29 protein-coding genes are annotated in these 25,623 nt (G+C 44.9%); 10 read left to right on the top strand and 19 right to left on the bottom strand.

Features of this window, described 5'->3' with window-relative positions:
• Positions 1-36: 36 nt before the first annotated feature.
• The 9 genes from ACTHPM_RS05295 to ACTHPM_RS05255 form a co-directional block, all read right to left on the bottom strand.
• Complete coding sequence (locus ACTHPM_RS05295) at positions 37-1,269, bottom strand: copper amine oxidase N-terminal domain-containing protein (RefSeq protein WP_440394145.1); 1,233 nt, start codon at positions 1,267-1,269, stop codon at positions 37-39.
• A 72-nt stretch (positions 1,270-1,341) separates the two neighbouring features.
• Positions 1,342-1,665: an iron-sulfur cluster biosynthesis family protein gene (locus ACTHPM_RS05290; protein ID WP_440394144.1), complete on the bottom strand. Its 324-nt coding sequence runs from the start codon at positions 1,663-1,665 to the stop codon at positions 1,342-1,344.
• Positions 1,666-2,030: 365 nt separating this feature from the next.
• On the bottom strand, positions 2,031-3,035 hold the full coding sequence (locus ACTHPM_RS05285; protein ID WP_440394143.1) for a phosphotransferase: 1,005 nt from the start codon (positions 3,033-3,035) through the stop codon (positions 2,031-2,033).
• Position 3,036: 1 nt separating this feature from the next.
• Entirely contained in the window at positions 3,037-4,170 is a 1,134-nt protein-coding gene (locus ACTHPM_RS05280; protein WP_440394142.1) for a glycosyltransferase family 4 protein, read from the bottom strand.
• A 230-nt stretch (positions 4,171-4,400) separates the two neighbouring features.
• Positions 4,401-5,150 carry a DUF3600 domain-containing protein gene (locus tag ACTHPM_RS05275; protein WP_440394141.1) on the bottom strand — a complete coding sequence of 250 codons (750 nt, stop codon included), beginning with the start codon at positions 5,148-5,150 and terminating at the stop codon, positions 4,401-4,403.
• Positions 5,137-5,724 carry a sigma-70 family RNA polymerase sigma factor gene (locus ACTHPM_RS05270; protein ID WP_440394140.1) on the bottom strand — a complete coding sequence of 196 codons (588 nt, stop codon included), beginning with the start codon at positions 5,722-5,724 and terminating at the stop codon, positions 5,137-5,139. Before ACTHPM_RS05270 ends, ACTHPM_RS05275 begins: the two co-directional genes overlap by 14 nt.
• A gap of 295 nt (positions 5,725-6,019) precedes the next feature.
• Positions 6,020-6,841, bottom strand: coding sequence for an arsenite methyltransferase (locus ACTHPM_RS05265; protein WP_440394139.1), 822 nt, complete (start codon positions 6,839-6,841; stop codon positions 6,020-6,022).
• 35 nt (positions 6,842-6,876) lie between these two features.
• Entirely contained in the window at positions 6,877-7,065 is a 189-nt protein-coding gene (locus ACTHPM_RS05260) for a hypothetical protein (protein ID WP_440421453.1), read from the bottom strand.
• Between the two features lie 121 nt (positions 7,066-7,186).
• A complete protein-coding gene (locus tag ACTHPM_RS05255) occupies positions 7,187-7,636 on the bottom strand; it encodes a MarR family winged helix-turn-helix transcriptional regulator (protein ID WP_440394137.1) in 450 nt (149 codons plus the stop codon).
• A gap of 192 nt (positions 7,637-7,828) precedes the next feature.
• Here ACTHPM_RS05255 and ACTHPM_RS05250 point away from each other — a divergent pair, with 192 nt between their 5' ends.
• Together ACTHPM_RS05250 and arsC are read left to right on the top strand one after the other, a co-directional pair.
• The gene (locus ACTHPM_RS05250) at positions 7,829-9,124 is read left to right on the top strand and encodes an arsenic transporter (RefSeq protein ID WP_440395360.1); all 1,296 of its coding nucleotides are present in this window, start codon (positions 7,829-7,831) and stop codon (positions 9,122-9,124) included.
• A 23-nt stretch (positions 9,125-9,147) separates the two neighbouring features.
• Entirely contained in the window at positions 9,148-9,567 is a 420-nt protein-coding gene (gene arsC, locus ACTHPM_RS05245; RefSeq protein WP_440394136.1) for an arsenate reductase (thioredoxin), read from the top strand.
• 141 nt (positions 9,568-9,708) lie between these two features.
• On the opposite strand, the gene ACTHPM_RS05240 is transcribed toward arsC, so the two are convergent.
• Entirely contained in the window at positions 9,709-10,620 is a 912-nt protein-coding gene (locus ACTHPM_RS05240) for a tyrosine-type recombinase/integrase (RefSeq protein WP_440394135.1), read from the bottom strand.
• Positions 10,621-10,962: 342 nt separating this feature from the next.
• On the opposite strand from ACTHPM_RS05240, the gene ACTHPM_RS05235 reads away from it, so the two are divergent.
• Positions 10,963-11,511, top strand: a complete 549-nt coding sequence (locus tag ACTHPM_RS05235) for a PadR family transcriptional regulator (RefSeq protein WP_440394134.1) — start codon at positions 10,963-10,965, stop codon at positions 11,509-11,511.
• A gap of 2 nt (positions 11,512-11,513) precedes the next feature.
• Positions 11,514-12,494 (top strand): BtrH N-terminal domain-containing protein, encoded by a 981-nt coding sequence (locus ACTHPM_RS05230; protein WP_440394133.1) that lies wholly within the window; start codon positions 11,514-11,516, stop codon positions 12,492-12,494.
• Between the two features lie 335 nt (positions 12,495-12,829).
• On the opposite strand, the gene ACTHPM_RS05225 is transcribed toward ACTHPM_RS05230, so the two are convergent.
• The 4 genes from ACTHPM_RS05225 to ACTHPM_RS05210 form a co-directional block, all read right to left on the bottom strand.
• A complete protein-coding gene (locus tag ACTHPM_RS05225; RefSeq protein ID WP_440394132.1) occupies positions 12,830-13,498 on the bottom strand; it encodes a DUF998 domain-containing protein in 669 nt (222 codons plus the stop codon).
• A 54-nt stretch (positions 13,499-13,552) separates the two neighbouring features.
• Complete coding sequence (locus tag ACTHPM_RS05220; protein WP_440394131.1) at positions 13,553-14,854, bottom strand: alpha/beta fold hydrolase; 1,302 nt, start codon at positions 14,852-14,854, stop codon at positions 13,553-13,555.
• 99 nt (positions 14,855-14,953) lie between these two features.
• Positions 14,954-15,289, bottom strand: a complete 336-nt coding sequence (locus ACTHPM_RS05215) for an ArsR/SmtB family transcription factor (RefSeq protein ID WP_440394130.1) — start codon at positions 15,287-15,289, stop codon at positions 14,954-14,956.
• Positions 15,290-15,510: 221 nt separating this feature from the next.
• Positions 15,511-16,422, bottom strand: a complete 912-nt coding sequence (locus tag ACTHPM_RS05210) for a LysR family transcriptional regulator (RefSeq protein ID WP_440394129.1) — start codon at positions 16,420-16,422, stop codon at positions 15,511-15,513.
• A 140-nt stretch (positions 16,423-16,562) separates the two neighbouring features.
• On the opposite strand from ACTHPM_RS05210, the gene ACTHPM_RS05205 reads away from it, so the two are divergent.
• Positions 16,563-17,582: an alpha/beta fold hydrolase gene (locus ACTHPM_RS05205; protein ID WP_440394128.1), complete on the top strand. Its 1,020-nt coding sequence runs from the start codon at positions 16,563-16,565 to the stop codon at positions 17,580-17,582.
• Positions 17,583-17,798: 216 nt separating this feature from the next.
• Here the strand turns inward: ACTHPM_RS05205 and ACTHPM_RS05200 are convergent, their stop codons facing one another.
• A complete protein-coding gene (locus ACTHPM_RS05200; RefSeq protein ID WP_440394127.1) occupies positions 17,799-18,065 on the bottom strand; it encodes a YetF domain-containing protein in 267 nt (88 codons plus the stop codon).
• 211 nt (positions 18,066-18,276) lie between these two features.
• Between ACTHPM_RS05200 and ACTHPM_RS05195 the strand changes: the two genes are divergently transcribed.
• Complete coding sequence (locus ACTHPM_RS05195; RefSeq protein WP_440394126.1) at positions 18,277-19,080, top strand: class I SAM-dependent methyltransferase; 804 nt, start codon at positions 18,277-18,279, stop codon at positions 19,078-19,080.
• 126 nt (positions 19,081-19,206) lie between these two features.
• Entirely contained in the window at positions 19,207-20,289 is a 1,083-nt protein-coding gene (locus tag ACTHPM_RS05190; RefSeq protein ID WP_440394125.1) for a hypothetical protein, read from the top strand.
• A gap of 85 nt (positions 20,290-20,374) precedes the next feature.
• On the opposite strand, the gene ACTHPM_RS05185 is transcribed toward ACTHPM_RS05190, so the two are convergent.
• Positions 20,375-21,010, bottom strand: a complete 636-nt coding sequence (locus tag ACTHPM_RS05185) for a TVP38/TMEM64 family protein (RefSeq protein ID WP_440394124.1) — start codon at positions 21,008-21,010, stop codon at positions 20,375-20,377.
• A gap of 181 nt (positions 21,011-21,191) precedes the next feature.
• On the opposite strand from ACTHPM_RS05185, the gene ACTHPM_RS05180 reads away from it, so the two are divergent.
• Positions 21,192-21,611, top strand: coding sequence for a DUF1259 domain-containing protein (locus ACTHPM_RS05180; RefSeq protein WP_440394123.1), 420 nt, complete (start codon positions 21,192-21,194; stop codon positions 21,609-21,611).
• Positions 21,612-21,669: 58 nt separating this feature from the next.
• Positions 21,670-22,089 carry a DUF1259 domain-containing protein gene (locus ACTHPM_RS05175; protein ID WP_440394122.1) on the top strand — a complete coding sequence of 140 codons (420 nt, stop codon included), beginning with the start codon at positions 21,670-21,672 and terminating at the stop codon, positions 22,087-22,089.
• Between the two features lie 25 nt (positions 22,090-22,114).
• Here the strand turns inward: ACTHPM_RS05175 and ACTHPM_RS05170 are convergent, their stop codons facing one another.
• The 3 genes from ACTHPM_RS05170 to ACTHPM_RS05160 form a co-directional block, all read right to left on the bottom strand.
• A complete protein-coding gene (locus tag ACTHPM_RS05170) occupies positions 22,115-22,465 on the bottom strand; it encodes a DoxX family protein (RefSeq protein ID WP_440394121.1) in 351 nt (116 codons plus the stop codon).
• A 131-nt stretch (positions 22,466-22,596) separates the two neighbouring features.
• Entirely contained in the window at positions 22,597-23,010 is a 414-nt protein-coding gene (locus ACTHPM_RS05165) for a DoxX family protein (RefSeq protein ID WP_440395359.1), read from the bottom strand.
• A 1,070-nt stretch (positions 23,011-24,080) separates the two neighbouring features.
• Positions 24,081-24,998: a helix-turn-helix transcriptional regulator gene (locus ACTHPM_RS05160; protein WP_440394119.1), complete on the bottom strand. Its 918-nt coding sequence runs from the start codon at positions 24,996-24,998 to the stop codon at positions 24,081-24,083.
• Positions 24,999-25,152: 154 nt separating this feature from the next.
• On the opposite strand from ACTHPM_RS05160, the gene ACTHPM_RS05155 reads away from it, so the two are divergent.
• Positions 25,153-25,614, top strand: coding sequence for a VOC family protein (locus ACTHPM_RS05155; RefSeq protein ID WP_440394118.1), 462 nt, complete (start codon positions 25,153-25,155; stop codon positions 25,612-25,614).
• The last annotated feature ends 9 nt before the right edge of the window (positions 25,615-25,623 follow it).

The raw sequence follows: 25,623 nt of genomic DNA, 5'->3' as shown, positions 1-25,623 counted from the left end.
TGCCGCTTCTTGAGGTGAATTCTTTTTACCAAGCTTCTATTTCATTACCTGCCAGCTTTTTAAATCGTGGATGGCGAAGCCTGCATAGCTTGCATAGTGTGCCAACTCATTATGGGCGGACTGCAGTTCTTTCTCCATCCTTTCGCTGCTCATGGAATAGAACGAGACCTGTGGACCCTCGCTGCTTTTGACCGTTTCTACAGCAACGACCACTTTCTTCTTCAGCGTAGTGGCTTCTCTCAGTATTGCTTGTGCATTTTCCACCATTCCATCACTGCCTAACGCCTGGTTCCGATAATTCATAATGACGAGGCAATCGAACTTCTCCAGCATCCAAGCGCTCATCGTGTAATTCTTACCCGGTACCTTAATCGAGTTCAGCCAGAACGGAACGTCTAACGTCATTTTCAGACCGCTCCCCCTGGTTTCTTGTTCGATTAATCGCAAATTGTCCATCCAGCTTTCAAGAATAGCTCGATTGTCCTTCGTCCATTCCTTTAGCGCATAAGGCTCAATATCCAAATGCAATCCCGTAAAGCATGCTTCCGCGGAAACAGAGGAATTATAGGCTTTTACCCATGCGATAAATTTCTGAATATCCCCCTGTCTGGATCGATTGGCCCATTCCGGACGTCCCTCAAGTGCTTCGACTTGAATTCCTTCGCTCTTCGTTTTACGTATAAAACCCTCATATACGGCTGGATCTAGATCTGTATCCACTTGCAGGTAAACAGAGGTCACACCGTTTATTTTTGCGAAATGAATGATTTGATCCTGATCCTGTTTCAGGATGTTGCTGTCCCATATCCAGGTCCCTTTGGATACACGGGCAACGGAAGTCATGATGCTCGCCTCATTCCGAGTGGGCTGCCAATCCAGAGTGGCATGCAAGGCTTCACTAATAAAACGCAGCGGAACCATCGTGCGACCGTTTTTGAGCACCGCTGCCCCTTCAAAGTCCACTCTTTGACCATTTACCATTGCATGATTTTGACCAATGACCAAAGTAATGATGTCATGTTGAAGCGAGATGGTGATTTGTTGTCGTGCTTGGTCCCATTTCGTCATTGCTCCGAGCTTGTCGGATACAAAAGCAAGGGGGACCATGGTAAGGTTGGATCTCTGATCGACGTAGGGGTGCTCATCCGGGAATTGGACTTCTCGCCCATCCACGGATACGGATACTTGGATTCCTGAAGCATAGATCGCAGGGGCAAATGCAGATAAACTTAGAATAGTAGTTATAAAGCATACTAGCCATTTTCGCATGAGTGACTTCCTTGTCTTTATTAAATTTGCTGCTGTTAAGTATATAATTCTTGTCGTCTTGCATTCCTGGAGTCAGATGTCCCTCGCGTCTTTGATTCTGACATTCGAACTGTACAATGCCGAGTCGCTCGTCACCTTGAATGACGGATAGGTGCGGTCTGCTTCCAGCTTCAACACAAGGTCGAACAAGCTTTCCTGCTGTTTGTCGATCAGGAATGTAAACTTGTTTACTGGAACCTGAATATCGGTATCCAGCGGCTGTTCAACAATCTTGATAGCCAGCACCCCGTTGCATCCGCAATCCTCCGTATCATAAAACAGCTTGAAGAAGCCAGGGCCTCCTGCCAAACTTTCCGCCAGTTTTTCTTCCGTGTAAGGATCAATTAAAATATTCATTGTATCTAGCCTCCAACTCCGTTGTCTTTACTCCGTCCCACAGCTATGCATTAGCATTTCCTTAGCGACGGAACATTTAATATTCGTATCTATTTCCATTATAAAGGCATCGTATGAAAAAAAGTAATTTATATCGCATCGCACCGCATCGCATTCCCTCATCAGCTGTGTAGTGGCCGCGTCAACCTTTTCCATGGAACCTGGTCACGTGCTCGCACCGAAAAATCCTCTAGAGAATTGTTTCAAATACCGTGAGCAGCATGGTCATATTGGTGCATAAAAAACCCTCCATTCCCTTTTAGCAAGAGAACGAAGGGTACGTATGTGGCGCAGCCCGATAAGGTGTAAAATTCAGTCGGTATAGGTTACCCATGATTCGCTGCATACTTATCCAGCTTTTGCAGAAATGTGCTGATTCTCCGTTCACTATCGAGTGCCCAATGCAGCCGTTTCTCTGTAAAAGGAAATCTGTTAGAGGGACCAAGCACAAAATACGTTGACAACGGAAAGCGCAGCCAGACACGCATAAGCTTATAATCCGTTTTGTTCAGGCTGGCTACTTCTCGATAACCATCCAAAATGGCTTTTGCGATCGAAAAATTCCACCCGAAGTCTTTGCAGGAATTATAAATAACCCGATATAAGTCATAGGCACGTAAATCAACATGCAATGTTTCGAAGTCAATCAGGTGCGTCCCTTTATTATTCAGAATAAAATTACTCGGTCCTCCGTCCCCATGACACAAGACGCCGTTGAGCCTTGGACTTTGTCGGTATGAATCATATCCGCTGCTGCGCAGTAATCCTTTCGCTTGGTTTGCATAACGCAGAAATTCCGGTCCATGCCGCTGGATGAATCGATTTATAGGCAGACTAAACCTATTCATTTTTGCTTTTGCAATCTGGCTTTGAATAAATTGCTGCCGCGTATGCAGTGTGGAATACCACGTCCCGATCTCACTGTGGGATATTCCCTTTCTAAGCGCGGTTTGACCTGCTTTATGGAATCTCGCTAATGTCATGCCGCATGCCCGCATATCCGCTTTCGACCTCGGTGAAGGTTCCCTCCCAGAAATCCAAGGCGTCAGTACGAAAATCTCTCCCTTTTGCGAAATGGCATAAGGCTTTCTACCCTCCGGTGTTTGTGGATTCCTCCAAGCAAGGTGCGGACCATTGCGCTGGACGTGGATTAACATTCGATCCATCCATCTGATCTGTGAAATCTGCTTAGGCATGCGCTTTAAGCTGAATTTCCGACCGTCTGAAGCTGTAATTCGATATATGCCTCCACGAATACGTTTTTGTGATCTTGCCTTGATCCCGAACTGTTTCACAATCTCGTTAACATGGGCCGCAGCGTATTCACTCATGTTATGCCCTCCCCTGCTTCAAGTGCGCGAATAAAGAAAGGTATTTTCCAGCAATGACAGGCCATTTGTATTGGGCGGCAGTAGCCCGTGCATTCTTAACTCGCTTTCTGGATTGCCCCGGGTTATTCCAAAATTCCTTGATAGCCCGGGCAATATGGGCGCTGTCAACCGCATGTATGATCTGGGCGTTGCGAGGAGTGACAAATTCCTTCATGCCACCAGATGTTGTGGAAATCAGCGGAACCCCGTTTGCCATCGCTTCCAGTGCGACCAAGCAGAACGATTCCGTTTTGCTAGGATTCACGACGGCTCCATAAGAACGGTACATCTGCTGTACTTTTTTGTTAGAGGCTTTTTCGGCCCAACGAATTCGCCTTTCGGCTCCGGCTTGCTTGGCCAAGGTGCGAAGCTTGTTCCTATAACTGGCACTGCCGCTTCCGACAATGGTCAATTGGACCCTGCTGTTTTCCCGAGCTAACAGGCCAACAGCTTTAATTAAGGGCTCAACCCCTTTGGATGAAATCAATCTTCCTACATAAAGTAATTGGTGAGAAGCTCCTTTGGTTGAACCTTTGGAGACAGGAGCAATGCCGTGGGGGATAACCACCATTTTATGTCCATTTATCCACGGGTAACGCCTTTTTGTTTCTTGGGCCTGCCAGCGGCTTGGTACAATGACGCGATTAGCGATACGTATCAGTGTGGTCTGATTTCTACCATGAGGTGAAGAACTGCCTTGCGATACCACTGAATGACAGGTGTAGACAATCGGAAGATGAAATCGGCCGCCTGCTAGCTTGGCAGTCTCCGCAAATTCCGTGCTATGCACGTGAATAAGATCAGGCCTGCCTAATCCCTTATCGAGTGCTCCCTTAATGATGGCTTCGGCTCTAAAGGACCTTTTAGCTTGGTTAAAGTATCCCGAATTTTTGGGGAATCTGATAATGCGCAAATGGCTATTAACATTTGATATCGTCATACGATCCGAATTCCCGGTGCACAAAACCGTTATTTTTGCGCCAAGTGTGCTCATCATTCTCGTGAGCTGGGTTGCGACGATTCCGAGTCCTCCAATAATTTGGGGTTCAAACTCATTGGTCATGACCCATATTTTCAGTTTACTTCCGCCTTCCATGATCCCCCTCCTTAATGATGAATTCTAAATACATACTATGTTCTCTTATCCATTTGGTTATATAGATTCATCCATAGAAAGAATCTTTGAACGCTTTGTCACGAGGGTAGAAATGACAGAACAAACAGGAGTTCATTCTATGCAGTGGATAATGGACGGAAAAGCAAACCAAAAAAGCCGCTGCAATGCGGCTTTTAGATATACCATTCTTGTACTTGTAAGTCTGAATGCTATTTAATGAGAATCCCCAGCTTCTTTAAATAGGGCTGCAACTGCTGCACCACTTGCTCTATATTCGCTAGATCTTCCTTTGATAGCCGATCGATATGAACACTTCCATCCGGATCAAGCGTTTTCTCGTCATAAGCTTTCAATTCATTCATTAATTGTTGATACGCATCAAACTCTTCTTGGCTGAGTGTTTGCCTTGCTTTATCCAGCTGTTCTTTCCAGAATGCAGAGCTGTATAAAGGCTTTGCTATTCGCTTCGTTGGCTGGACATCCTTTAATTGATCAAAAATAGGTTCCAGCTCTGTTGTTAACCTTTTATAGTTGTGCTGCTCTTCTGCGCTCAATTTCTCAATATTAAATTTTCCATTGGCATCGGCCATTTTCATATGAAAGCTTCCCAACTCTTTAAGCAAGGACATGAATTTTGTGAATTCCTCCTCACTGAGGTTTTGTCTGGCGGCCTGCAGCTTGGCCTCCAGATCATCATATCGCTCTGGAGTGACTCCAAACGCTGCGACATTGCGCTGCGAACCATACATGGCATCAGATAAGTAGCTATAACCGGCGAATGCGCCTGTCGGGATGAGCAAGGCAGCAGCCACGATACAAGTCACGACCCATGTTTTCACTCGTCTTCCTCCTTGATGGTGTGCGATTTGATTAAGTATTTTTCCTTTGAGTTCTGCTGGTGCGTTCCATTCCTTGGTTTCTTCCTTCAAAGCTGTTTTCAGCCTTTCATCGAAACTCATGTAGTTCCTCCACCTTTCCGATCGCCCGTATGTTCATGTTCTGTTTTCCGCGCATCTTTTGGAGAGCTGCATGGATCCTGGATTTGACCGTTCCGAGAGGAATTCCTAGTGCGGCTGCAATCTCTTCCTGCGTGTAATCGTTCAAATAATGAAGAATTACGACTTGCTTCAGCTTATAAGGAAGACGATCCACGCAGGCAAGCAGCAATTGATTCGATAGTTTGTCGGCCACCTCGCTCGAGAAATCGTATACCAAGGCTTGTTCACGCTGCTCCGCTTTTTTAATCTTTCGTACATGTGCCCAGCTTTTTCTTCGGTAAGACTGAATTTGCCGCATGACCACTCCCATGAGCCAGGGCCGGAACGGCCTGTTCACGTCAAACTTTTCAAGAGACCGGTATACTTGAATATAAATCTCTTGAATGACATCCTCTGCATCCGACGGCTCACGGACAAGGAAATAAACCGTTCGATACACGTCCTGAATGGTTGCTTCATATAAATCGCCAAACGCATCACGGCTCCCGCCCAGCGTAAGCGCAATAAGCGCTTCATATTCCGGTGGATGGTTCATCTGCCACCTCCTCTCCTTCGGGCCTACAGTATATATTGGTCATCATGAAGGATATCGTTCGGATTTTTTTTTAGAAAAGGCGGACCTGCGCTTATGTAATCAAAAAGCCCGCTATATATGCGGACTTCTAAGCTTATTTCTTCTGTTCGTCTTGCCTGAATTACATAAAACACCTAGCAACCTTATTGCATCTTCAGGTTTCGATCCAGCAATATCCCGACTTGTTCTGCCACGACTATCGAAGATTCTTGTAACCCGATGCTTCATTACCCCGTTGATAAAAGGATCATTTCGGTTAGATAAGAGGTTTGGTTGCTTGGATTACTGCCGAAGCAATGTAATCCTCAATATTTGATCCCTGGACCCAATCCTTAATAAACGCTTTGGATTCATCCTTTGGTTCTACACTGATATTGGTAAATCCACTCTTTTGAAGCATGGATTCAATTTCGCTAATAGAGGATGCACCAGAAATGCAGGCGGAATAGAATTCATCCAGATCATTTTTTATTTCCGGTGGAAGATCCGCTGTAGTAACAATATCTGAAATCGCTATTCGCCCCTGACTTTTAAGAACACGGAATGCATCATGGAACACCTGCTGCTTATCTGGAGAAAGGTTAACTACACAGTTCGATATAATAACATCCACACTGTTATCCGCAACTGGAAGATGCTCAATCTCTCCCAAACGAAAGTCGGTGTTTGTAAAGCTTCCTTTTAACGCATTATTGCGTGCACGGCTGACCATCTCAGGAGTCATGTCTACGCCGATCACTTTACCTGTGTCGCCTACCTGTCTTGATGCCAGAAAGCAGTCAAATCCACCTCCACTTCCAAGATCAAGTACCACTTCACCGGCTTTTAAAGAAGCAATCGCTTGAGGGTTACCGCAACCCAGCCCAAGGTTTGCACCTTCAGGAACCGAATTCAACTCTTCTTTTGAGTAACCTAGCTTACTGGAAATATCATTAAAGTCTGTAGGTGTGCTGCAGCAGCCAACTTGCTCATTATTTGTATCGCAACATGAAGTGTTAAGTTCAGTTTTAGTTTTGGCTATTTCTTTATACCGATTTCTTACATTTTGGCGAATTTCATCATTTGTTAATTTTGTCATCGAAGAACACTCCTATTATTATGATATAGATTCAACTAACAACAGGCCCGAAGGGGTTGTGGGCAACATGGAACTTGTTTTTTCTTTCTTGAAGAAATGAGTAAACGATATCCTTTGGATGCTGGATTATCATCAGACCATTTCCAAGCTTCTCTGGCTGTTTTTTGTATATCTTGTTCTCGGGCTTTCATTAGAAATTCATGAACATAAAAATGATCATACATGTGGAGCAGCACCTCCTTCCTTGAAGGTTATATGTTTTAAAGACTCAAAAACAACTGCTGAGTCTGTAACACAAGCAGGCGGAAAAATATTTGTAATATGCAAGTATATGAGAATAAAAAATTACCCTAATATCGGTTTGCAACAATGATCAGATTTCGCCATGGCCTCATTCATGAGTTTGATTGACCGGAGAATTGTATCTTTTTCAAACTGCGTCATATAAGAAAAGACCTCTTCAAAATAATCGTTCATCTGATGATCTATGGTTGTCGCAACGTACTTCCCTTCAACCGTCAAAGCGAGCGTGGACACCCTACGATCCGTTGGATCGGGCGTTTTTTTAATTAAGTTCATTTTGATTAAAGACTGCACTTGCCTGCTGAATGTTGTAATATCAGTCCCCAGAGTTTCCGCTATTTGTTGAATGGATGGATGATGCTGACGGTCTACTTCAAAAAGAATATGACTTTGAACCGGAGTGATATCATTTCCACCCACTGTACAGCAGTTTTTGTTCAGTAAACCAAAACGACGTGTCATGATTTGAAATAGTTCACGAGTGCTTTCCATATTGTTCACCTCATGCTTTATTTATACACTCATCATTTGCAAAATGCAATTGATTTCTTGTAATTTACTCACTTCATTGAAAAAAACCATGGTTTGTAAATAAGTTATTTCTTTTTATTGATCATATAAGTATATAGTTATATAATGATTTGCGAATGTTACAATGCGTTATTTCATTACATGGAGGTCAAAATGGTAACTGCTGCACTTGCTTGTGTCATTTTTGTGGTCACATTAATTCTGGTAATCTGGCAGCCAAGAGGTTTGTCTATTGGTTGGTCTGCCTGTGGTGGTGCCGTCCTGGCACTACTCGTTGGCGTCGTAAATTTTCAAGACGTATGGGATGTTACACAAATCGTATGGAATGCAACACTAGCCTTTGTTTCAATTATTCTCATTTCCCTCATTTTGGATAGCATCGGATTCTTTGAGTGGGCTGCATTGCATATGGCAAGAGCTGCTCGTGGCAATGGCACACGAATGTTTGTTTACGTATCACTTTTAGGAGCTGTTGTAGCTGCTTTCTTCGCCAACGACGGTGCTGCGTTGATTCTCACCCCGATTGTCCTTGCAATGGTTCGGGCGCTCAGATTCGATGAGAAGAAAGTGTTCCCTTTTATAATCGCCAGTGGGTTTATTGCAGACACCACTTCCTTACCTTTGGTTGTTAGCAACCTTGTAAACATCGTATCTGCAGACTTTTTCGATATTTCCTTCTCGGAGTACGCTAGTCATATGATTATCCCGGATTTATTCGCTTTAGGAGCCAGTATACTGGTTTTGTACTTGTTCTTTCGAAAAAGTATTCCTAAGAAGTTTGACTCTGCGGATCTAAAGACCCCTGCAGATGCAATTAAGGACTCTAAAATGTTCAGTCTATCATGGATCGTACTGGCTATCCTATTAATTGGATACTTTGTTAGTGAGTTTATGAGCATACCGGTATCCCTCGTTGCTGGACTTATAGCCATTTTCTTTCTGCTTATGGCAAGAAGAAGTCCAATGGTTCCTACAAGGGACATAGTGAAGGGCGCCCCATGGGCTATTGTCTTTTTCTCAATCGGCATGTACGTGGTTGTTTATGGACTACGAAATGCGGGATTAACGGACCTTTTAGCTCATGTCATACAATCAGCAGCTAATCAAGGGTTGTTCGTAGCTACAATATCGATGGGCTTTTTATCTGCAACTCTTTCATCATTAATGAATAACATGCCGACTGTCATGATTGATGCCTTAGCAATCCAATCAACACAAACAACCGAGGCAATGAGAAAGGCGCTAGCGTATGCCAATGTAATCGGTTCAGATTTAGGCCCAAAGATTACTCCGATTGGTTCTCTTGCTACATTACTTTGGCTTCATGTGCTATCTACAAAAGGAGTCAAGATCTCTTGGGCTACGTATTTTAAAACCGGTATCATTCTAACTATACCTACTCTCTTGATTACGTTGTTAGGCCTTTACCTTTGGCTAGAATTACTATAACTTCAGAAAATAAGGGGACGATTATGGAAAAGAATACGATATATTTTTTGTGCACAGGAAATTCTTGTCGCAGTCAAATGGCTGAAGCTTGGGCAAAAAAATATTTAGGTGAAAGTTGGAATGTGTTTAGCGCTGGTATCGAGGCTCATGGTCTCAATCCGCATGCTGTAAAAGCGATGAATGAGGTGGGAATTGATATTTCTAAACAAACCTCTGATATCATTGATCTGGAGATCCTTAACAATGCTAATTTAGTAATTACGCTTTGCGGCGATGCAGCTGACAAGTGTCCTGTGACACCGTCGAGCGTGAAACGTGAACATTGGGGTTTTGACGATCCTGCTAAAGCTCAAGGTACAGATGAAGAAAAATGGGCTGTATTCCAAAAGGTTCGGGATCAGATTGGAAAGAGAATTCAAGAATATGCTGAATCAGGAAAATAAATCGAAATAATAAAAGAACAAGCCATTTTCGGCTTGTTCTTTTTATCTAATTCATGTCTGCAACCTTTATCATATCTTCATTGACGGCAAACTACAGATTTGTTATAGAATCCACCAGCATCTTCATGGCCGTTACGCTTCTCAAATCATCGGCAAATCGATTGTCTTCATGGCGCTGCGTTTCTGCTCATCGTTGATATGCGTATAAATCATAGTCGTTTCGATGGAAGCATGACCCAGCAGCTCTTTAACGACCCGGATATCGACATGATTATTCAGCAGCATCGTCGCAAAGGAATGCCGCAGCTTATGGCAGGACAGTTTCAAGTCTGTCATCTGCGGATGATCCTGCTTATAAGCATCGAAGACCTGCGCAGCAATCTTCTGGATCTGACGGATGGATAGTCTTTTTCCTTTCTGTGACACGAAAAATGCTTCTTCCCGCGAGCTGGAAGGATGAATCCGTTCCTCTTCCACCTTGGTCAGGTATTCCACAACCATATCCGGCAGGGGGATCTCATTCCATTTCCGCCCTTTGCCCAACACTTCAAGCGTCCCCTTCTCCTTCTTAAAATGCGATAGATTCAGGCGATGGACCTCACCAACACGCAATCCGCAATATCCCATCAACAAAAATACGGCCAGATTTCGATTTCGGTAACGCCCCTGCACATAATGAAGGACGGTCTTCAAATGCTGTTCTTCCAAATAGACCGGCATCTTGTTTTTTTCCGTCTTCGATTTTTTGACCTCCAAAGCGGGATTTCTCGTAGCGAGTTCAAAGTCGATCAATGACCCATAAAAGGATCGGATGGCGGATAACGTTCGGTTTCTCGTCTTCTCTCCCGCCGATTCCTGTTTGGATACCAAAAAGCTGACGACATGCAATTTCCCGGCCTGTTGAACCGGCAGCTGGTCCAGCGAGCATAAATAATCATAAACTTCTCTCATATATTCTTTTCTTGTGGCTTCCGTATAGCCTGACTGCTTCATCCATATGGTAAAAGCCCGGATCGGTTCTTCGTATACTTCTTCGATGTCGAATTTATTCATATAGAGTTGTCCAGCTCCCCTTTTTAAATCGCTCAAAACCGAAAGTGCGCAAAATATGGATTTGGTGTACTTATTTTAGCATAGTTTTATGCGCATATTCTAGCTCTTGATCCCTCCCGCTTTCTCGCTACAAAAATATCAGCTAAGCCTTTGAAAGTAGCCGGATTATGCGGTTTTTCTTTCCCTTAGCATAAGCAATCCTGAATTACTTACTGTCGTCATTAGCCCCAGTTTCAACCTGAAACGGATGATTTGGTCTTTAATGCGGTAACCTCTTATTGAATTATTATTTCACCTATGTTATATTTCACCTATGTAATACTAAAGATAAGGAGGCTCTCCATGCATACAATATCGAATGTCGAATTCATGCTCCTGCAAATGATTGCAGAGCACCATCAAGCTTCCGGATACGATATGATGAAGTTAGTCGAGCAGCGAGGTTACAAAGAATGGGCGAATATCGGTACAACTTCGATATATGCAGGATTGAAGAAACTTAGTGATAAAGGATGGATCGTACGGGAGACATCCGACGAGAAATCCGGTAAAGGACCCACGCCGACCCGGTTTGCCCTCACCGAAGCAGGTATACATAAGCTGAAAAATGAAATTATCGATAGTCTGTCGTCTACCCGGGAACGCGACAACCGCTTCGATCTCGGTTTGGCTGCTTTGCCACTTATCGGGAAGGAAGAGGCCATCACTGCATTGCGGAAACGAATGGATTTTCTTGGACAAACCTCATTAAAAATAAAACAGAAGTATGAATCACAAGGCGGGCATAGCTTGCCGCTGAACGTAAGAGCGTTATTCTTGCATCCATTCAGCCTGATCGAAAGCGAGCAAGTGTTCGTTAGCCGTTTAATACATGAATTGTTGGAGGAGTAAACATGGTCAATTGTATTGATGATTTCATTCCTTATCCAGGCGATCATTGCGAAACAACCGCCATAGGCAATTTAATGCAACATGCGGGTCTCCGCTTGTCTGAGCCGATGTTGTTCGGACTCGGGCAAGGGCTTGGTTTCATTTATTGGGATTCGAAGGGCATGGACTTCCCCTTTATCGGCGGAAGAGTAAAACCGGATATACTAACCGATCATCTCGCGGAACGAATCGGCTTGAACGTCAGATACCAAGAAACCTCATCCGTCCATAAGGCATGGCAGAACGTCCGTAGTGCCATTGAACAAGGCATCCCGGTTGGGCTTAAATTAGATTCGTATTACTTGGATTATTTTACGAACAAAGTTCACTTCGCCGGTCACTATGCGGTAATTTACGGTATGGATGACGAATACGCCTACATGGCGGATACCAGACAACAGGGTGGACTTGTGAAGACGCGTTTGATAAGCTTGGCCGCTGCCAGAAATGCCAAGGGACCCATGAGCTCCCGGAATCGTTCCTTTACGATCGAGCCAACAGGCGATTTACCTCCTCTTGCTCCTGCTCTACGCGAATCCTTGACCATGAACGCACAAGACTACTTGAACCCGCCCATTCAGAATATTGGAAATAAAGGCATTGTTAAAATGAGCCATGAAATATTGAAATGGCCTTCTCGCAGCAACAATGTCGAACATGATTTATGTCTTACGGCGACGCTAATGGAGCGGGCGGGAACCGGCGGCGCTTTATTCCGGAATCTGTATAGGGATTACTTGCGAGAATGCGCTGACCGGCTGGAGGATCCGAAGATCGAACAAGCCCACCGTATGTTTACAGAGATCGCTCCCATGTGGGTCAACGTCTCTACTTCTATCGACCATGCAGGAAGAACAGGTAATCATCAAGAGCTCGTGCAGGCGTCTAAGCTGTTGCTCGAGATTGCGGATAAAGAGCGCGCAGCCATGGAGCTATTATTGTAATCATATACACTTACAATGAACGGAATCGTTCCTTACGGCACGTATGCTATAACTCCGTGTCAGATCAAGCACCCTCGTGAGGTGCTTTTTTCTTACCATACTTCAAATCAATGAGCGTGCCATCTGCTCTATCCCTATTTGATCGACGCTCGAAAGGTAAGCTGTACTTTTTCAGAGATAATAGTTTACATAACATTATTTATGTCGTTATTATTTTTCCGGATCAACCTATTGCTGCCCCTCTTCAAGAATTACCATCCCCTGTACTCATTTCGTCAAAAGACAAAAAGCCGCATTCCTGCAGCTTTAAAGTGAATGATTTTACGTCTGATCTTCTATTTCCTCTGGAAGGATCTCATCTTAGCAGCATGAATTCCGACGAACAGCAACCAAGCAACGTCGACAACGATTAAGAATCGTCCGTACAAACCTGCTCGAATATCGGGTCCAAATAGTCCGTCTTGGGGGATTTGGAGTACAAACAAGAGCATGGCAACAATTGAAATTACTGAACTTATCATAAGTAGACGTCTCATCGGTCTCCAAGTGTCGACTTGAGATAGCGATATACTTATCAAAAAAGCGGCAACTGGCGTATAGTCAAGCATAGCACCGATGGAATGCATCTTGCCGCTGAACGTTGCATTATCCGGATTGACCGTAACAGGATCTGTGACGAAGATAGCCGCGATGATGACACCAATAGCACTGATTCCAAGTATAACAAGTCCTATGTATCCTGTGATGGTACGAATTTGCGGGAAAATCGTGACTGCGACACTGATTTGAGCAACAGCCAGCATTGCAAAAGACAAGTGCATCAACCAGCCGACGTTACCAAGCGCATACTCGCTGATCAAACGCCAGGTTGGATCAAACTCGGGCTCCAGAATATGAAGAATACAAAGGATTAAAATGAACAATATCCCGGAAAAGACCGATATCACCGCAAATCTGGAAGCTGTCGCCGTTACAGGTTTTGCTTCAACCAGCGGCTTAGCCATTCCCTATCCCTCCTATTTCTGATTTACCTGTCAACTCCTTGTGTGAAATTCTGATTACAGATCGAAATCTGCGACGGTCTTCGCAAGAACTTCGGGCGCCATAATTACTGCTGAATGGTCTTGACCTGCTAGCGTATGAATCGTAGCTTTAGGCAGAAGTTTACCAAGAGCTTGGGCTGCTTCACGAAATACAACCTCGCTGTTTCCCCCGGCCATGATCAGCGTAGGAATGTTCACTACCCATCTGTTTGTTGGCAGGGGCTTGCCTGATTGCGTAGATCCCATAATTAGACCGTCATACGCAAGCGTGTGTGATAAATCCTCCATTTTATTCCATGATGGATCCACTTTCATGTAGTCGATAAATTCACCCGGAATGCCCAAAGCCTCGGCTGCAAAATATTCGACGGCTTCAGATTTTTTACCGGCTTCAGTCAGTGAATTCAATTGTAGTACATAGTCTGCTGGTACTGGCTTCCGGCTGTCATTGATTATGAACGGTGGTTCAAATAAATAGAGCTTTGCAACGCGATCCCCAAGCACATTTGCCGCTTCAAGCGCCAACACGGCTCCAGACGAACTTCCGAACAGGCTGGCTTGCCCACCGGCGATTTCAATGAGAGCCCCGATATCTTCCACTTCTCTCTCCACGGCATAAGGTGCTATATCCGTACTGCGACCCCGTCCCCGACGATCGTAGTTGAAGACGGTGTAATGAGCGGATAATTGCTTAGCCAAACGTTCAGCATCCTGATGGTCTGCAGCTGCCGATGAAACCAGTATTAGCGCAGGACCGCTCCCTTGCTTGATATAAGCAATTTGCGTTCCGTCTTTTGAAATCACCGTTTCCATATGACCTCCCATTAACTTTTCGACGTATTCTTCCAATCGATCATACGCATCCGTGAATCCTTCGATCATTCCCAAGGCTTCAGCCTGATCCAATTGTTCGATGGTAGCGAATCGGGTCACGATGCTTATCCGAGTTCCCCCTGTTCCTTCTTCGAACAGGACGGTCGTAAACATTTCACTATCCGCAACGATATTCCAATCCCTGTCCGCAAAAGAATCCGTATAAACCAACTTGCGAGGAACTTCGACCTCTTCATATACGGCCTTGCAGAAGGCTTCTTCACCGCTGTCGTCATCGGATTTCAGACTGTACCGCCAGACGCCGCCGGGCCGCACTTCCATTTCATATACGGTTGTTGTCCAGTTTTTAGGACCCCACCATTGTGTAATATGTTTGGGCTCAGTCCAGCCTTCCCATGCTAGCTTCGCAGCCATGGCAACGGTACGTTCGACGGTGAGTTCTCTCCGCTCATGGTTTTTACGAATGATTGTTTTTTTTCTCATCTGCATCCATCCTTTTCAGATCATAATCATTGAATCCTATCTCTGGTAAGATGCGTTACGTTATTTAAGAGCAGCTCGTGACACTGCCCTACATATCTGCTATCGTTCCTCCTTTCTCTTATAGTCCAGCATATACTCCTCGAAATTGTCGAGACGCTCTTCCCACAGAATACTGAATGAATCAAACCACTCATCCAGCTCCTGAAACGGTCCGGCTTCCAGGCTGTAAATCCGCTGCTGCGCCTTGCTTCGGGAGCGGACCAGCCCGGCCTCACTTAAAATACGCAGATGACGGGATACATGCGGCTGGCTGATTCCCAAGGCCTGGACGATTTCCCCTACCGACTTCGGACCTTTTTTTAGCAGTTCAACGATGTTGAATCGATTGGGCTCAGCAAGAGTAAGTAACGTTAATTGCATAACTGATGTGTTCATGTCACGAATATACACCATTGTATATATACACGTCAATATATATTAATGATAATCTTCAAGCATATTCGCTATTGGGGCTAATCATGGTGATGACCTAATCTGCTAAATGGGAAAAGGGGATAGAGATCTATGCGAGGTGAAGGACTATGGGTAAGGGTGTGGTACAGGTATTCTTCTCGAAGAATACCTGTACCACTTCCGCAGAGAGGGCACCCCTCCTCTTATTCTTTCACATCTATCGGCATGCTCCCAGCAAGAGCCTCCCTTGCTGCTTCAATGAAAGATAACATGATTGGGGAAAGCCACTTATCTTTGTGCCATACCATCTGTGTAAAGACGTGTAAATCCGGGATTTGCCAAGGAAGAGCAACCAGTTCGCCTCGTTCAACTTCGGCATCAGCTACGATTTCGGGAAGAAAGGCAATACCAATTCCCGAAATTGCACATTGTTTAATGGCTTCGGCACTTTGAAACTCTAAATAAGTAATTAGATCAATCCCCTCTTTTTCAAAAGAACGGTCAAACATGGTTCGATAGGGACAACCTTTTTCATTCGTCAGAAACACTTGTCCTTGAAAATCTTCAAGCTCCAGCACGGTTTGTTTGGCCAGCGGATGGTCTGGAGCGGCGAACAATCGGAACGTTTCTTCCTGCATCGGTTCCACAGCAAGTCTGCTCGAATGAATGGGTTCATCCAGCATAAAGACGATATCTGAGGATCCGTCAAATAACGTTTGCTTGAGCTCTTGATTCGGAACCGATCGGAAAATGAGACGTACTCCCGGATACTGTGCACGAAATCGTTTAAAGGCAGTCGGAAGCCGGTAAACACAAATAACCTCGTTGGCACTGATCGTTAAGGTCCCGCTAAGAATTTCATTGTCATGAACAACGCTGCGTGCTTCATCCAATTTATTGAGAACATCTTGAACATGGGTTAAAAAGCTCTTGCCCGCCGTTGTGAGAACGAGCTGCTTGCCCAAACGGTCAAAGAGTCGTACATCCAGCTCTTCCTCCAATGCTTTGATTTGCATCGTGACGTTGGAGGGAACGTAGTTTAGCACTTCCGCGGCCCGACTGAAATTCAAGGTGGATGCAACGGTGCGGAACGTGTTCAGTTGGCGCAATTCCATCAACTCGCCCCCATTACTTTCAATTTTATTGAATTCTATCATGAATTCTATTCACTTTTATTGAGAGTACCACAGGCCTATACTATGAACAAGAATTACATTCTAAATACATGTTTTCATTTTGAAAGGAGCAATCTTCGATGGATTACGAGATTTTTGATTTGGGTGACGTAACCTTTCAGTCAGGAGTGACACTACCGAGCGCTTTTCTTGCCTATAAGACTTATGGAAGATTGAACGAAAAGAAAGATAATGTCATCGTCTATCCAACCGCTTTTGGCGATCAGCATATGCAAAATGAGTGGTTGATTAAAAAAGGGTTAGCCCTGGATCCGGATAAATACTTCATTATCGTTCCTAATCTGCTGGGCAACGGATTATCCTCCTCTCCGACGAATACGCCGCCCCCTTTCGACAAGGCTAACTTTCCGCAGGTAACCATCTATGATAACGTTACGTTCCAGCATCGTTTGGTGACCGAAAGATTCGGCATTCAAAAGATCGCACTCGTGGTTGGATGGTCTATGGGAGGCATACAAGCATTTCAATGGGGGGCGAGTTATCCGGACATGGTGGAGCGAATCGCGCCTTTCGCGGGTGTAGCCAAGACTTGGCCACAGACATATGTCGTCCTGGAAGGAATGAAAGCTCCGCTCATGGCTGCAGTTCGGTTCGATTCAAGCAAACTGGACCAGTTGACTTCTGAAGACATGCGCGCCGTTGGCCGAGTCTATGCGGGATGGGGCGTATCGCCGGCGTTTTACAGAGAGGAACTTTATCGGGAGCTTGGATTTGACTCATTGGCAGAATTTATGGTTTCCGTTTGGGAAAACAGTTTTATGCAGATGGATCCGCACAACGTCCTGGCCATGTTATCGACGGGTCAGCATGCAGATATCAGTGCAAACCCCGATTATAACGGAGATTTCGAAAAGGCGCTTAAGAGCATTCAAGCACGGGCCTGCATCATGCCGGGAAGCACGGATCTCTTCTGCCCGGCGGACGATAATGAATATGAAGCGAAGCTTATGCCAAATGCAGCATTTCATCCGATCCAGTCGAACTGGGGCCATTTTGCGGGCCGCGGTCTTAACAGTGTAGATAATCAATTTATAGATGATAACCTGAAACATTTGCTTTCGCTTCGCGTAGACGGTTAGTCTGCGTGGATTTGCGGGTGATGTGGTAGCATTAGAACTCGTCGGTCATTCGCACATGACATAATATCTACTTGCCTGAATGTATGGGGAGGTCACCGGAACTTGCTGGCTGACCTCCCCTATGTTGTTGCCGGGATTGGTGAGCAACCCAATACTTGGTGGCTATATATTTATCTCATCGACCTATGCCTTCAAGTCCTTTGCTTTTAACGCTCGTTAGAGGGTCTTTGGTTCCCGAATCGCATGCACCTGTACAGATAGCTTACGATCCACTGTCGCTAAAATGACGTTTTTTATTACATGCGGCCGTATTTCATTTTCCAGCCATACGGGATCCTTACCGATCTCGCGCAGTAACGCATGCTCCATGTGGCCGTCCGAAATAATCGGCTTGGTTAAATTGAAGGGTTGCGTCGTTAGTTTCAAGTCATCGGGAGTCACAGGCTGATAAGCCTTTTGTAGGAAAACAGAATACCATGACATTCTCTGATGTAACTCCGATGTCGCTTAATACCCATTGTACGGCTTTTTCCTTTGATGCTGTTTTATGCATGATTTGGACCAGCACCCCTTCATCGGTTGCGATGACGTTTGATCATAGTAGCGAAATGGGATATTTTAGGTAGAAAAGCTTGTAATTTAATGGTACATTATCTTGAGCTTATCTTAGCCTAATATTTTGGAGGGAATCTGCATGGACAATCATTCGAATAGAACGAACATTATAGGTGCAGGCGAGGTTGGCGTCGCCGTCACGGTCGAGATGGACAAGAATTCTATACATACTACCAACAGCAGCTTTTGGGATACGAAAGGAAATGAAATCTTAGGGGCAACCTCGCTTCCTTTGTATGGAACATTCGTGTCTGAAGAAAAATGCCAGCTTTTTGGCGATGTCTCTGGACAAAGGGTGCTGGAAATCGGCTGCGGAAGCGGTGAATCCTTGCAATATCTGGGGGAGCGTCAGGCATCCGAGCTTTGGGGGATCGATATATCAGAGAAACAACTCGAGAAGACCGAACAACATTTGACGTCTTGCGGTCTTTCAGCAACATTGATCTGTTCCCCCATGGAAGATGAATGCGGCATACCGGAGAATTACTTTGACTTCGTCTATTCGGTTTATGCCATAGGCTGGACCACGGATCTTGAGGGGACGTTTCGCCGAATCGCTTCTTATCTCAAAAAAGACGGCGTATTTATTTTCAGTTGGTCTCATCCTATACACAAATGTGTTGCTGCTGATGATCATTCGCTTATTTTTAAAAAATGTTACTTTGATGAATCATGGTATTCGGTATCCCTTGGTGAAAGTACCCTATCCTTATCGGACCGTAAACTATCTACCTATGTGAATGCGCTGGCAAAAGCGGGATTTGTCATTGAACAAATGATTGAGGAATCCGATGAGGACATGACGCGGGACAATAACAGCGATTTTGCCCAAAAAGCGAAGATGCTTCCTGTAACATTTGTCATTAAAGCAAGAAAACGGTGACCTCCCACATTCCTCTTATCCTCACGATCTTTCGACATCTGCAACCTATTCGAAGAAACTTCCGTCTGATGGATTGTCAACGTCATTGACGCTCATTCAATCTCAGAATCGGAAGGAGATTTTTGCATGAAAAAGAAACTGACCGTATTGTTAACTTTGGCTGGGGCACTCGGCACAACGGCCGTGGTCGGAGCTGAAGATTTAGTAGAAAAGGTTACGGGATACTTACAAAAAGAAGTAAAAGTTATAGTGAATGGACAAGACAGCCAGCTTAATCCTGTTTATATCAATGGGGAGGCCTATATCCGGGTGCGCGATGCTGCCACACAGCTGGGATATACTCTGAATTACGATAAAGAGAATAAGGAAATCGAGCTTGACGAAACGGCCGACCTGATGCGTGCCTCCGGGGTGGTCGTAAGCGTCCAGGCTCAAGAAAACGGGAACTACCGGATTGAATTGCTTGGAAGCACCTGGGTTATTTTGAATGTAGACAAAACGACGACTATTCAAAGTCTAGACGGCAAGACTCTTTCCCCTGCCGACTTGAAAGCCGGTACGCAAATCGATGCCGAGTTCGGACCCGCCATGGCCATGAGCTATCCAGGCCAGGCGCATGCTGTAGGCATTAACGTTCACGCGAATCGTGTGGTTAAAGAAGATACAATCAAATCCGTGAAACACACGGATGACGGCTGGCAAGTTCAATTAGGCGACGCGTTGATACTGAACGCCGGCAAGGAAACACGCGTGATGACATCCCAAGGCGAGCCCGTGAATTGGGAGGACCTGAAGACCGGTACGAAAGTAAAAGCCTATTATGGTCCAATCGAGACGAAGAGCCTTCCTCCTCAAAGTCCCGTGTTCCTGCTGGTTGTTCAGGCACAAGAGCCTGTGACTGGCGGACTGAAAATGACGCCAGAGGCAGCGCAGGAATACCGCAATCTGGCATGGGCGCAAGTGAGCGCACAAATTTCCCATATTACGACGAAACAAGATGAAGCTGCTGTTCACATCGTATCCTCTAAAGAGGTTAGCGTATTAGCCCACTCTGCCGAGCAGAAGAAACGGCTCGAAGACGTTCAGGCTGCAAACGGTAATGTTGTAACGATTACGTACAACACAGACCAAGACGAGCTGCTGGGACCATTGACAGCCGTGTTCGATTTCAACTCAAAAGCTTTTCTTGGCTTCAATATTCGTAAATAGTATGTTCTAAATTGGAACGACAAAGAGCCGCATATCTGCGGCTCTTTGTCATTTAAGCGTACACTCTAATTCCAGGTTTTCACCGCTACTCCATAGTATCTGCGGGCTCGGGTGCCACAGCCGCCGCGGACGTAAAGTATGCCTGTAATCTCTGATTTAACCATAAGGATGCTGCAATAAACAAGGCCACACCGATAAACTTGGCAGGCTGCTCGATAAAATCGGACAGATGCGTTCCGATATAGGATACGCAGAATACCATGACTCCTTTGCCTAGAGCTACGGCTGCCGCAAAGGATCCCGCCCTCATTCGCGTCAACCCCGCGGCCATGTTAATAACGACGAACGGTCCGATCGGGAGCATGCTTAACAGGAATACAAAGCTAAATCCGTTTCTCTGCGCCCATACCATGGCCTTACGCACTTTGGGCTTAACCGCCCAGCGCTGAATAAAAGGTGTGTCCGAAGCTTTGCGAATCAGCCAGAACGTTAGCAAGCTGCCCGTTACGAGGCCGATCCACGAATATAAAAACCCAAGCCACAAGCCATAGATGGCAGCGTTGGCGCCGACGATCACCAGGGTAGGCAGTGGTGGAACAAATGATTTCATAAAGGTTAGCAGTACGCCAGGCAGCGGTCCCAGTGAGCGGAAGCGCTCCAAGAAGAGCTCGATGTTTTGCTCCGTTAAAGAATCCATAATGCTGATCTCGGTGCCAAACATAGAATTTGATCCCCCTACAGCTTCAAGTGATTTCATTATACTACAGGATCACTTGGTTTTCGGTGAGATTTATTCGATAATTTCAAGCTAACCTATTTTCTCATTTAAAAGATATCGGTCCAATACAAGTCTCTCTTGTCATCATAGAATACCAGGAACTTGATTAAGAGGAGGACTACGAATGGCTGAACAAGTAAAAGCGAGCCCGCAATTCAAAAAGCTTTGTATGCAATTTGGAAAAATACTCGGAGGCGAATCGGAAATCGAAGCAGGTCCGGTTTGCTTCGTCACGCGCATGACCAATTTAAGAGAGACCATCCTGGGTAAAAGAACGCGCTCCCCTTTGGTTCAAATGCAAATGTTTTCATTCGAATCACTGGATAAGTCGGGCCGCGCGCTATGTCTGGGAGAGACGGCCGTCCATCAAAACCAGGTTAATCGGTTGATGTCGAATCTGCGTAAACGCGGGATTAAAGTAACGGCGGTTCATAATCACTGGCTGAAAGAACAACCTCGCCTAATGTATATGCATTGGGAATCTATTGACAATCCCGTTGCATTTGCAAGAAAAACAAAAGAATCCATTAAATTCTTAGGATAATGCCGCCGCCAGCACGTCAACCTTTGATTTATATCATCATATGAGAGGATGGTTTCGTATGGAGCAAGTTAAAGTAAGTCCCCGCTTTAGAAAATTGTGTAACGAATTCTCAACGATTTTAGGCGGAACGGAGCATGAAATTACAAAGGGCCCGGTCTGTTTTGTCTCCAGAAATCGAAGAATTAATGCATCTATCTTAGGAAGACGTACCACTTCGCCCTTGATCCGGTATCAATTATTCTCATTTGAGTCCCTGAACAGCTCAGGCCGTGCACTCTGTTTGGGAGAAACGGCTCTCTTCCAAGGTCAGGTCAATCGATTGCTGACAAACCTCCGCAAAAACGGTATTAAGGTAACGGCCGTCCACAATCACTGGCTGTTTGAGAATCCCCGCTTGATGTATGTTCACTGGGAGTCCATCGATGATCCCATTGCATTTGCAAAGAAAGTGAAGCGTTCCATTGCATTCCTGGGCTAATGATCAGTAAAGCGTTCTTCGTCGATTATACGAATTGATTCACGAGTACCAGAGCAGCTGCAATCAGTGTTATGATGATGGACGGCATCCATTGACTGAAAGGATGCTTGATTCTTAGATGTAAGAGGCAGGCTACTATCATCGTGATGCCGATCCAAATTCCTGCCCAAGTGGCAGCCTCCAGATGCCAGTATCCAAGGAGAAGCCCGACAGCGCCCGCCAATTGAACGATTCCGGTAACCACTCGAAACCATTGGGGCAGCTTAAGCGACTCGAACATTTCAACGAAATTTTTCCCTCCAGCCAGCTTGCTGCTGCCGGCAAAAGTCATGGTTACGAGCAGAAAACTTTGTAAAATAACGGATAGGATAATCATAGTAAATCCTCCTTTTTGCGATTAGGGCGATCGTGTCATACCTCAACAGGTTCCTATTTCATACCCCCTTCTCCCCCATAGTCACTTCCAGGATGAGAAATCCTATGGCGTGGGAGAAGGGGGTTTTTCTTTTAAAGCTTGCGGTTCTTTGGCCGTAATGCCCAGGAGGAGATATTCAGTGCGGCATATAAAAGCGGGAGGATGAGATTAAATCCATAATCTCCAAAGTCGTCGGCTAATCCATGAGATAATGCTGCGCCCGTCATTAGAAAGAAGATACCCGCGTGTGCCCACTCTTTAAGCCTTGGAAAGCCTGGAACGACGATAGCGATGACTCCAAGTATTTTCCAGATCCCCAAAATAGTCATAATGTATAAGGGGTAGCCCAGATTCGTCACTAACTCGATGTTCCCTCCCAGTTTCATTAATTGCCCGATCCCACTTAACACCAGAGCTGCCGCCAAAAATAATGTGACTGACCAGTAAGCTACCACTCTCGCTTGAGGCCTCGTTTTTACTTTTTTTGCTGCTTCCAACCCGACCATTTTATTCATCTGTTTTCCTCCTCAAATTGTTTGCTTTGTCTGGCAATTACCTTGTTGCTTGATGGATTTATCATAACTTTGAATCATTTCAAAAAATGACACTGTTTAGGATGCCTCTCTGAAGCAAACCAAAAAAGCCTGCAAAGTGCTTGTTTAGCACATCGCAGGCTTTTTCATTTGAAATCATGCAAAGAGGAGGACCCCGGCACATCGATTACAAATCTAACAGCAGCAACATTCCTGTTTACTTGGAGGGCAATTCCGGGGAACGACAATAATCACTAAGACCAGGACGATAATGATGGAATCCGGTGTATAAATATAGTATTTTTGTTTTCCTGAAAACTCTCGTACTTGAACACGTTGTCCCAGCACTCTTTCGGTTGTGCGTTTTATGGCGCTTTTGCAGCGATTGGTACGTAACGTATGGCCAAGCTTTGCGTGCAGAATTCTTTCAGTGCTTTTAAGCATTGATTAATCCCTCCTCAAGTCGATTTCCATTCCGGAAATGGTTCCATCTATATAGATGTTACATGATATGATGCCTTGCATGTTAGCGAGTGCGCGTTGTCCTACTATATTCAAAAAAGGCTCTATGACGCTGTCACAAGTCTCGTGCCTAGCGGGTATCAATTCTTTTTGCATTCCGTAGGCAAACGAACTTCCCGTCCCTTTACCCCATTCATATATTGATTTTGAAATGACAATCCAATTAGAAAGTTGGTGCCCCATGAGAAGAAGAAACAGGCATGATTGCTGCATCCCAGGGTCTTTCAAGAAATGTTTTGTCAAAACGGAAGTATCCAAAAAATATATTACGGTTCGATTCGATCCCGTTATAGAAAAAGTTTGTAAGAAAAAGCAACATGGCAGCTGCCATGAACTTCCCTGTCACCACGTTCCTCGTCATTGCAAGCCATGCAGACCTTGCAGACCTTGTAAAAGACACCGGTATTAGAAAAGGTCTGTGTAAGCTGTCAGTCGACCGAAGTTACCGGCGGCTGACGGCTTTGACTGCATGCGTTGGAGCTGTCTTTTTAAGAGTGAAAACCTGCTACCCGCACTTTCTTTTACATATATTGGGTTATCATGGCGTTAAGAAACCTCCGGTAATCATCAACATAAGCTTGAGGCTCTATGATGACCAAATCCGCTCCAAAACCAGCCAAAAACTGAAACCCGAAATGATTTTGCGGCACATCGATCGTAGCTATGAAGTAATCTGAGTTGAAAGCTTCAATGCTTTTCTGGCCATATCTTTCGATAAAATGGTCTTTGATGCTGTGAGCGATCCGGGCTTTAATTGTAACTGATTTCGGTTGACCAGGCCGTTCGGCCGTTTGTTTGTGTTCAGCCCTAAAATCTCTGGGGACAAAGGATTGTCTATCGATGCGTAGATGATCCGTTCTGGACAATTTAAAGGTCCGATACTCCATGCGATGTAAACAAAATCCCTTCAAATACCAACTCTGTTCATTAAAATGAAGCTGGTATGGCTCGACCATTCGATTCGTCTTCACTCCACTGCGATCCAGATAATCGAAGGAAAGTAATCTTCCCTGCACGATGGCTTCCTGACAAGTTTTTAAGATTTCAACCATTTCAGAACGCCCGTGCCAATCATAAAAAGACATTCGAATGGAATCTTTCCTGGCTCTTGTTCCGATCATCGATTCCATTTTTTTAAGAGTCAGTTCAACTTCGCCGGTAAACAGAATTTGTCCCAATCCGCCGAGGGCAGCTAAGATATTCTCTACATCCTTGCTGCTTAAAAGTCGTTTGTCTATTTTATATTCATCCATAATGCCGAATCCTCCATTAACCCCATGGATAGCATAAATCGGTATATTAGACAAACCGAGCGTTTCCATATCTCGTAAAATGGTTCTTTTGGACACATTGAATGTTTGAGCAAATTCAGTCGCTGACACGACATTCTTTTGGAGCAAGATCATGACGATCGATATCAATCTTTCAATTTTGTTCATGCGGTCCTCCTGACAATGATCAAACCATCCAGGGAATAAGTGGAGCCTTCTAATAATCCATGAAAAATATATCACAAGGCTACAATAGGTGACAATCATGCTGTCACCTATTACCGCTTATACTTCAGATATTACAAGAAGGAGGTTTTTATTTATGTCAGTGATTGCATATGTAAACTTTGATGGAAATGCGGAGGAGGCCATTGGGTTTTATGCTAAAGCCCTAAATGCAAGTCAAGTCAAGAAAGTGAAATTTAAAGATTTACCACAAGATCCGAACCATCCGATGGCGGATCATGAGTTGAATATGATTATGGAGTCATCACTGGAATTCGCCGGTGGAAAAATCATGTTGTCGGATATTCTGCCTTCGATGAAGCCAGTAACCGGTGAGTTCGTTCAGGGCAACAATATACTCATTAGTATCGTGATTGACGATAAACAGGCAATGGAAAATTACTTTTCTAATTTGTCTGTAGGTGGTTATGTTATCATGCCTTTATCGGAAATGCCCTGGTCTTCCTGCTTCGGCATGCTGGTTGATCCATTCGGGGTCGTCTGGAAGTTCAATCGTGACGCCGATCGATTCCTTGATCGTCTGGTTTCAAATTCATAACAAGAATAC

Origin of the sequence: Paenibacillus sp. SAFN-054, from assembly GCF_051966755.1 — a bacterium.
Taxonomy (GTDB): Bacteria; Bacillota; Bacilli; order Paenibacillales; family Paenibacillaceae; genus Paenibacillus_AQ.
This window is presented reverse-complemented; position numbering and strand designations above follow the sequence as displayed.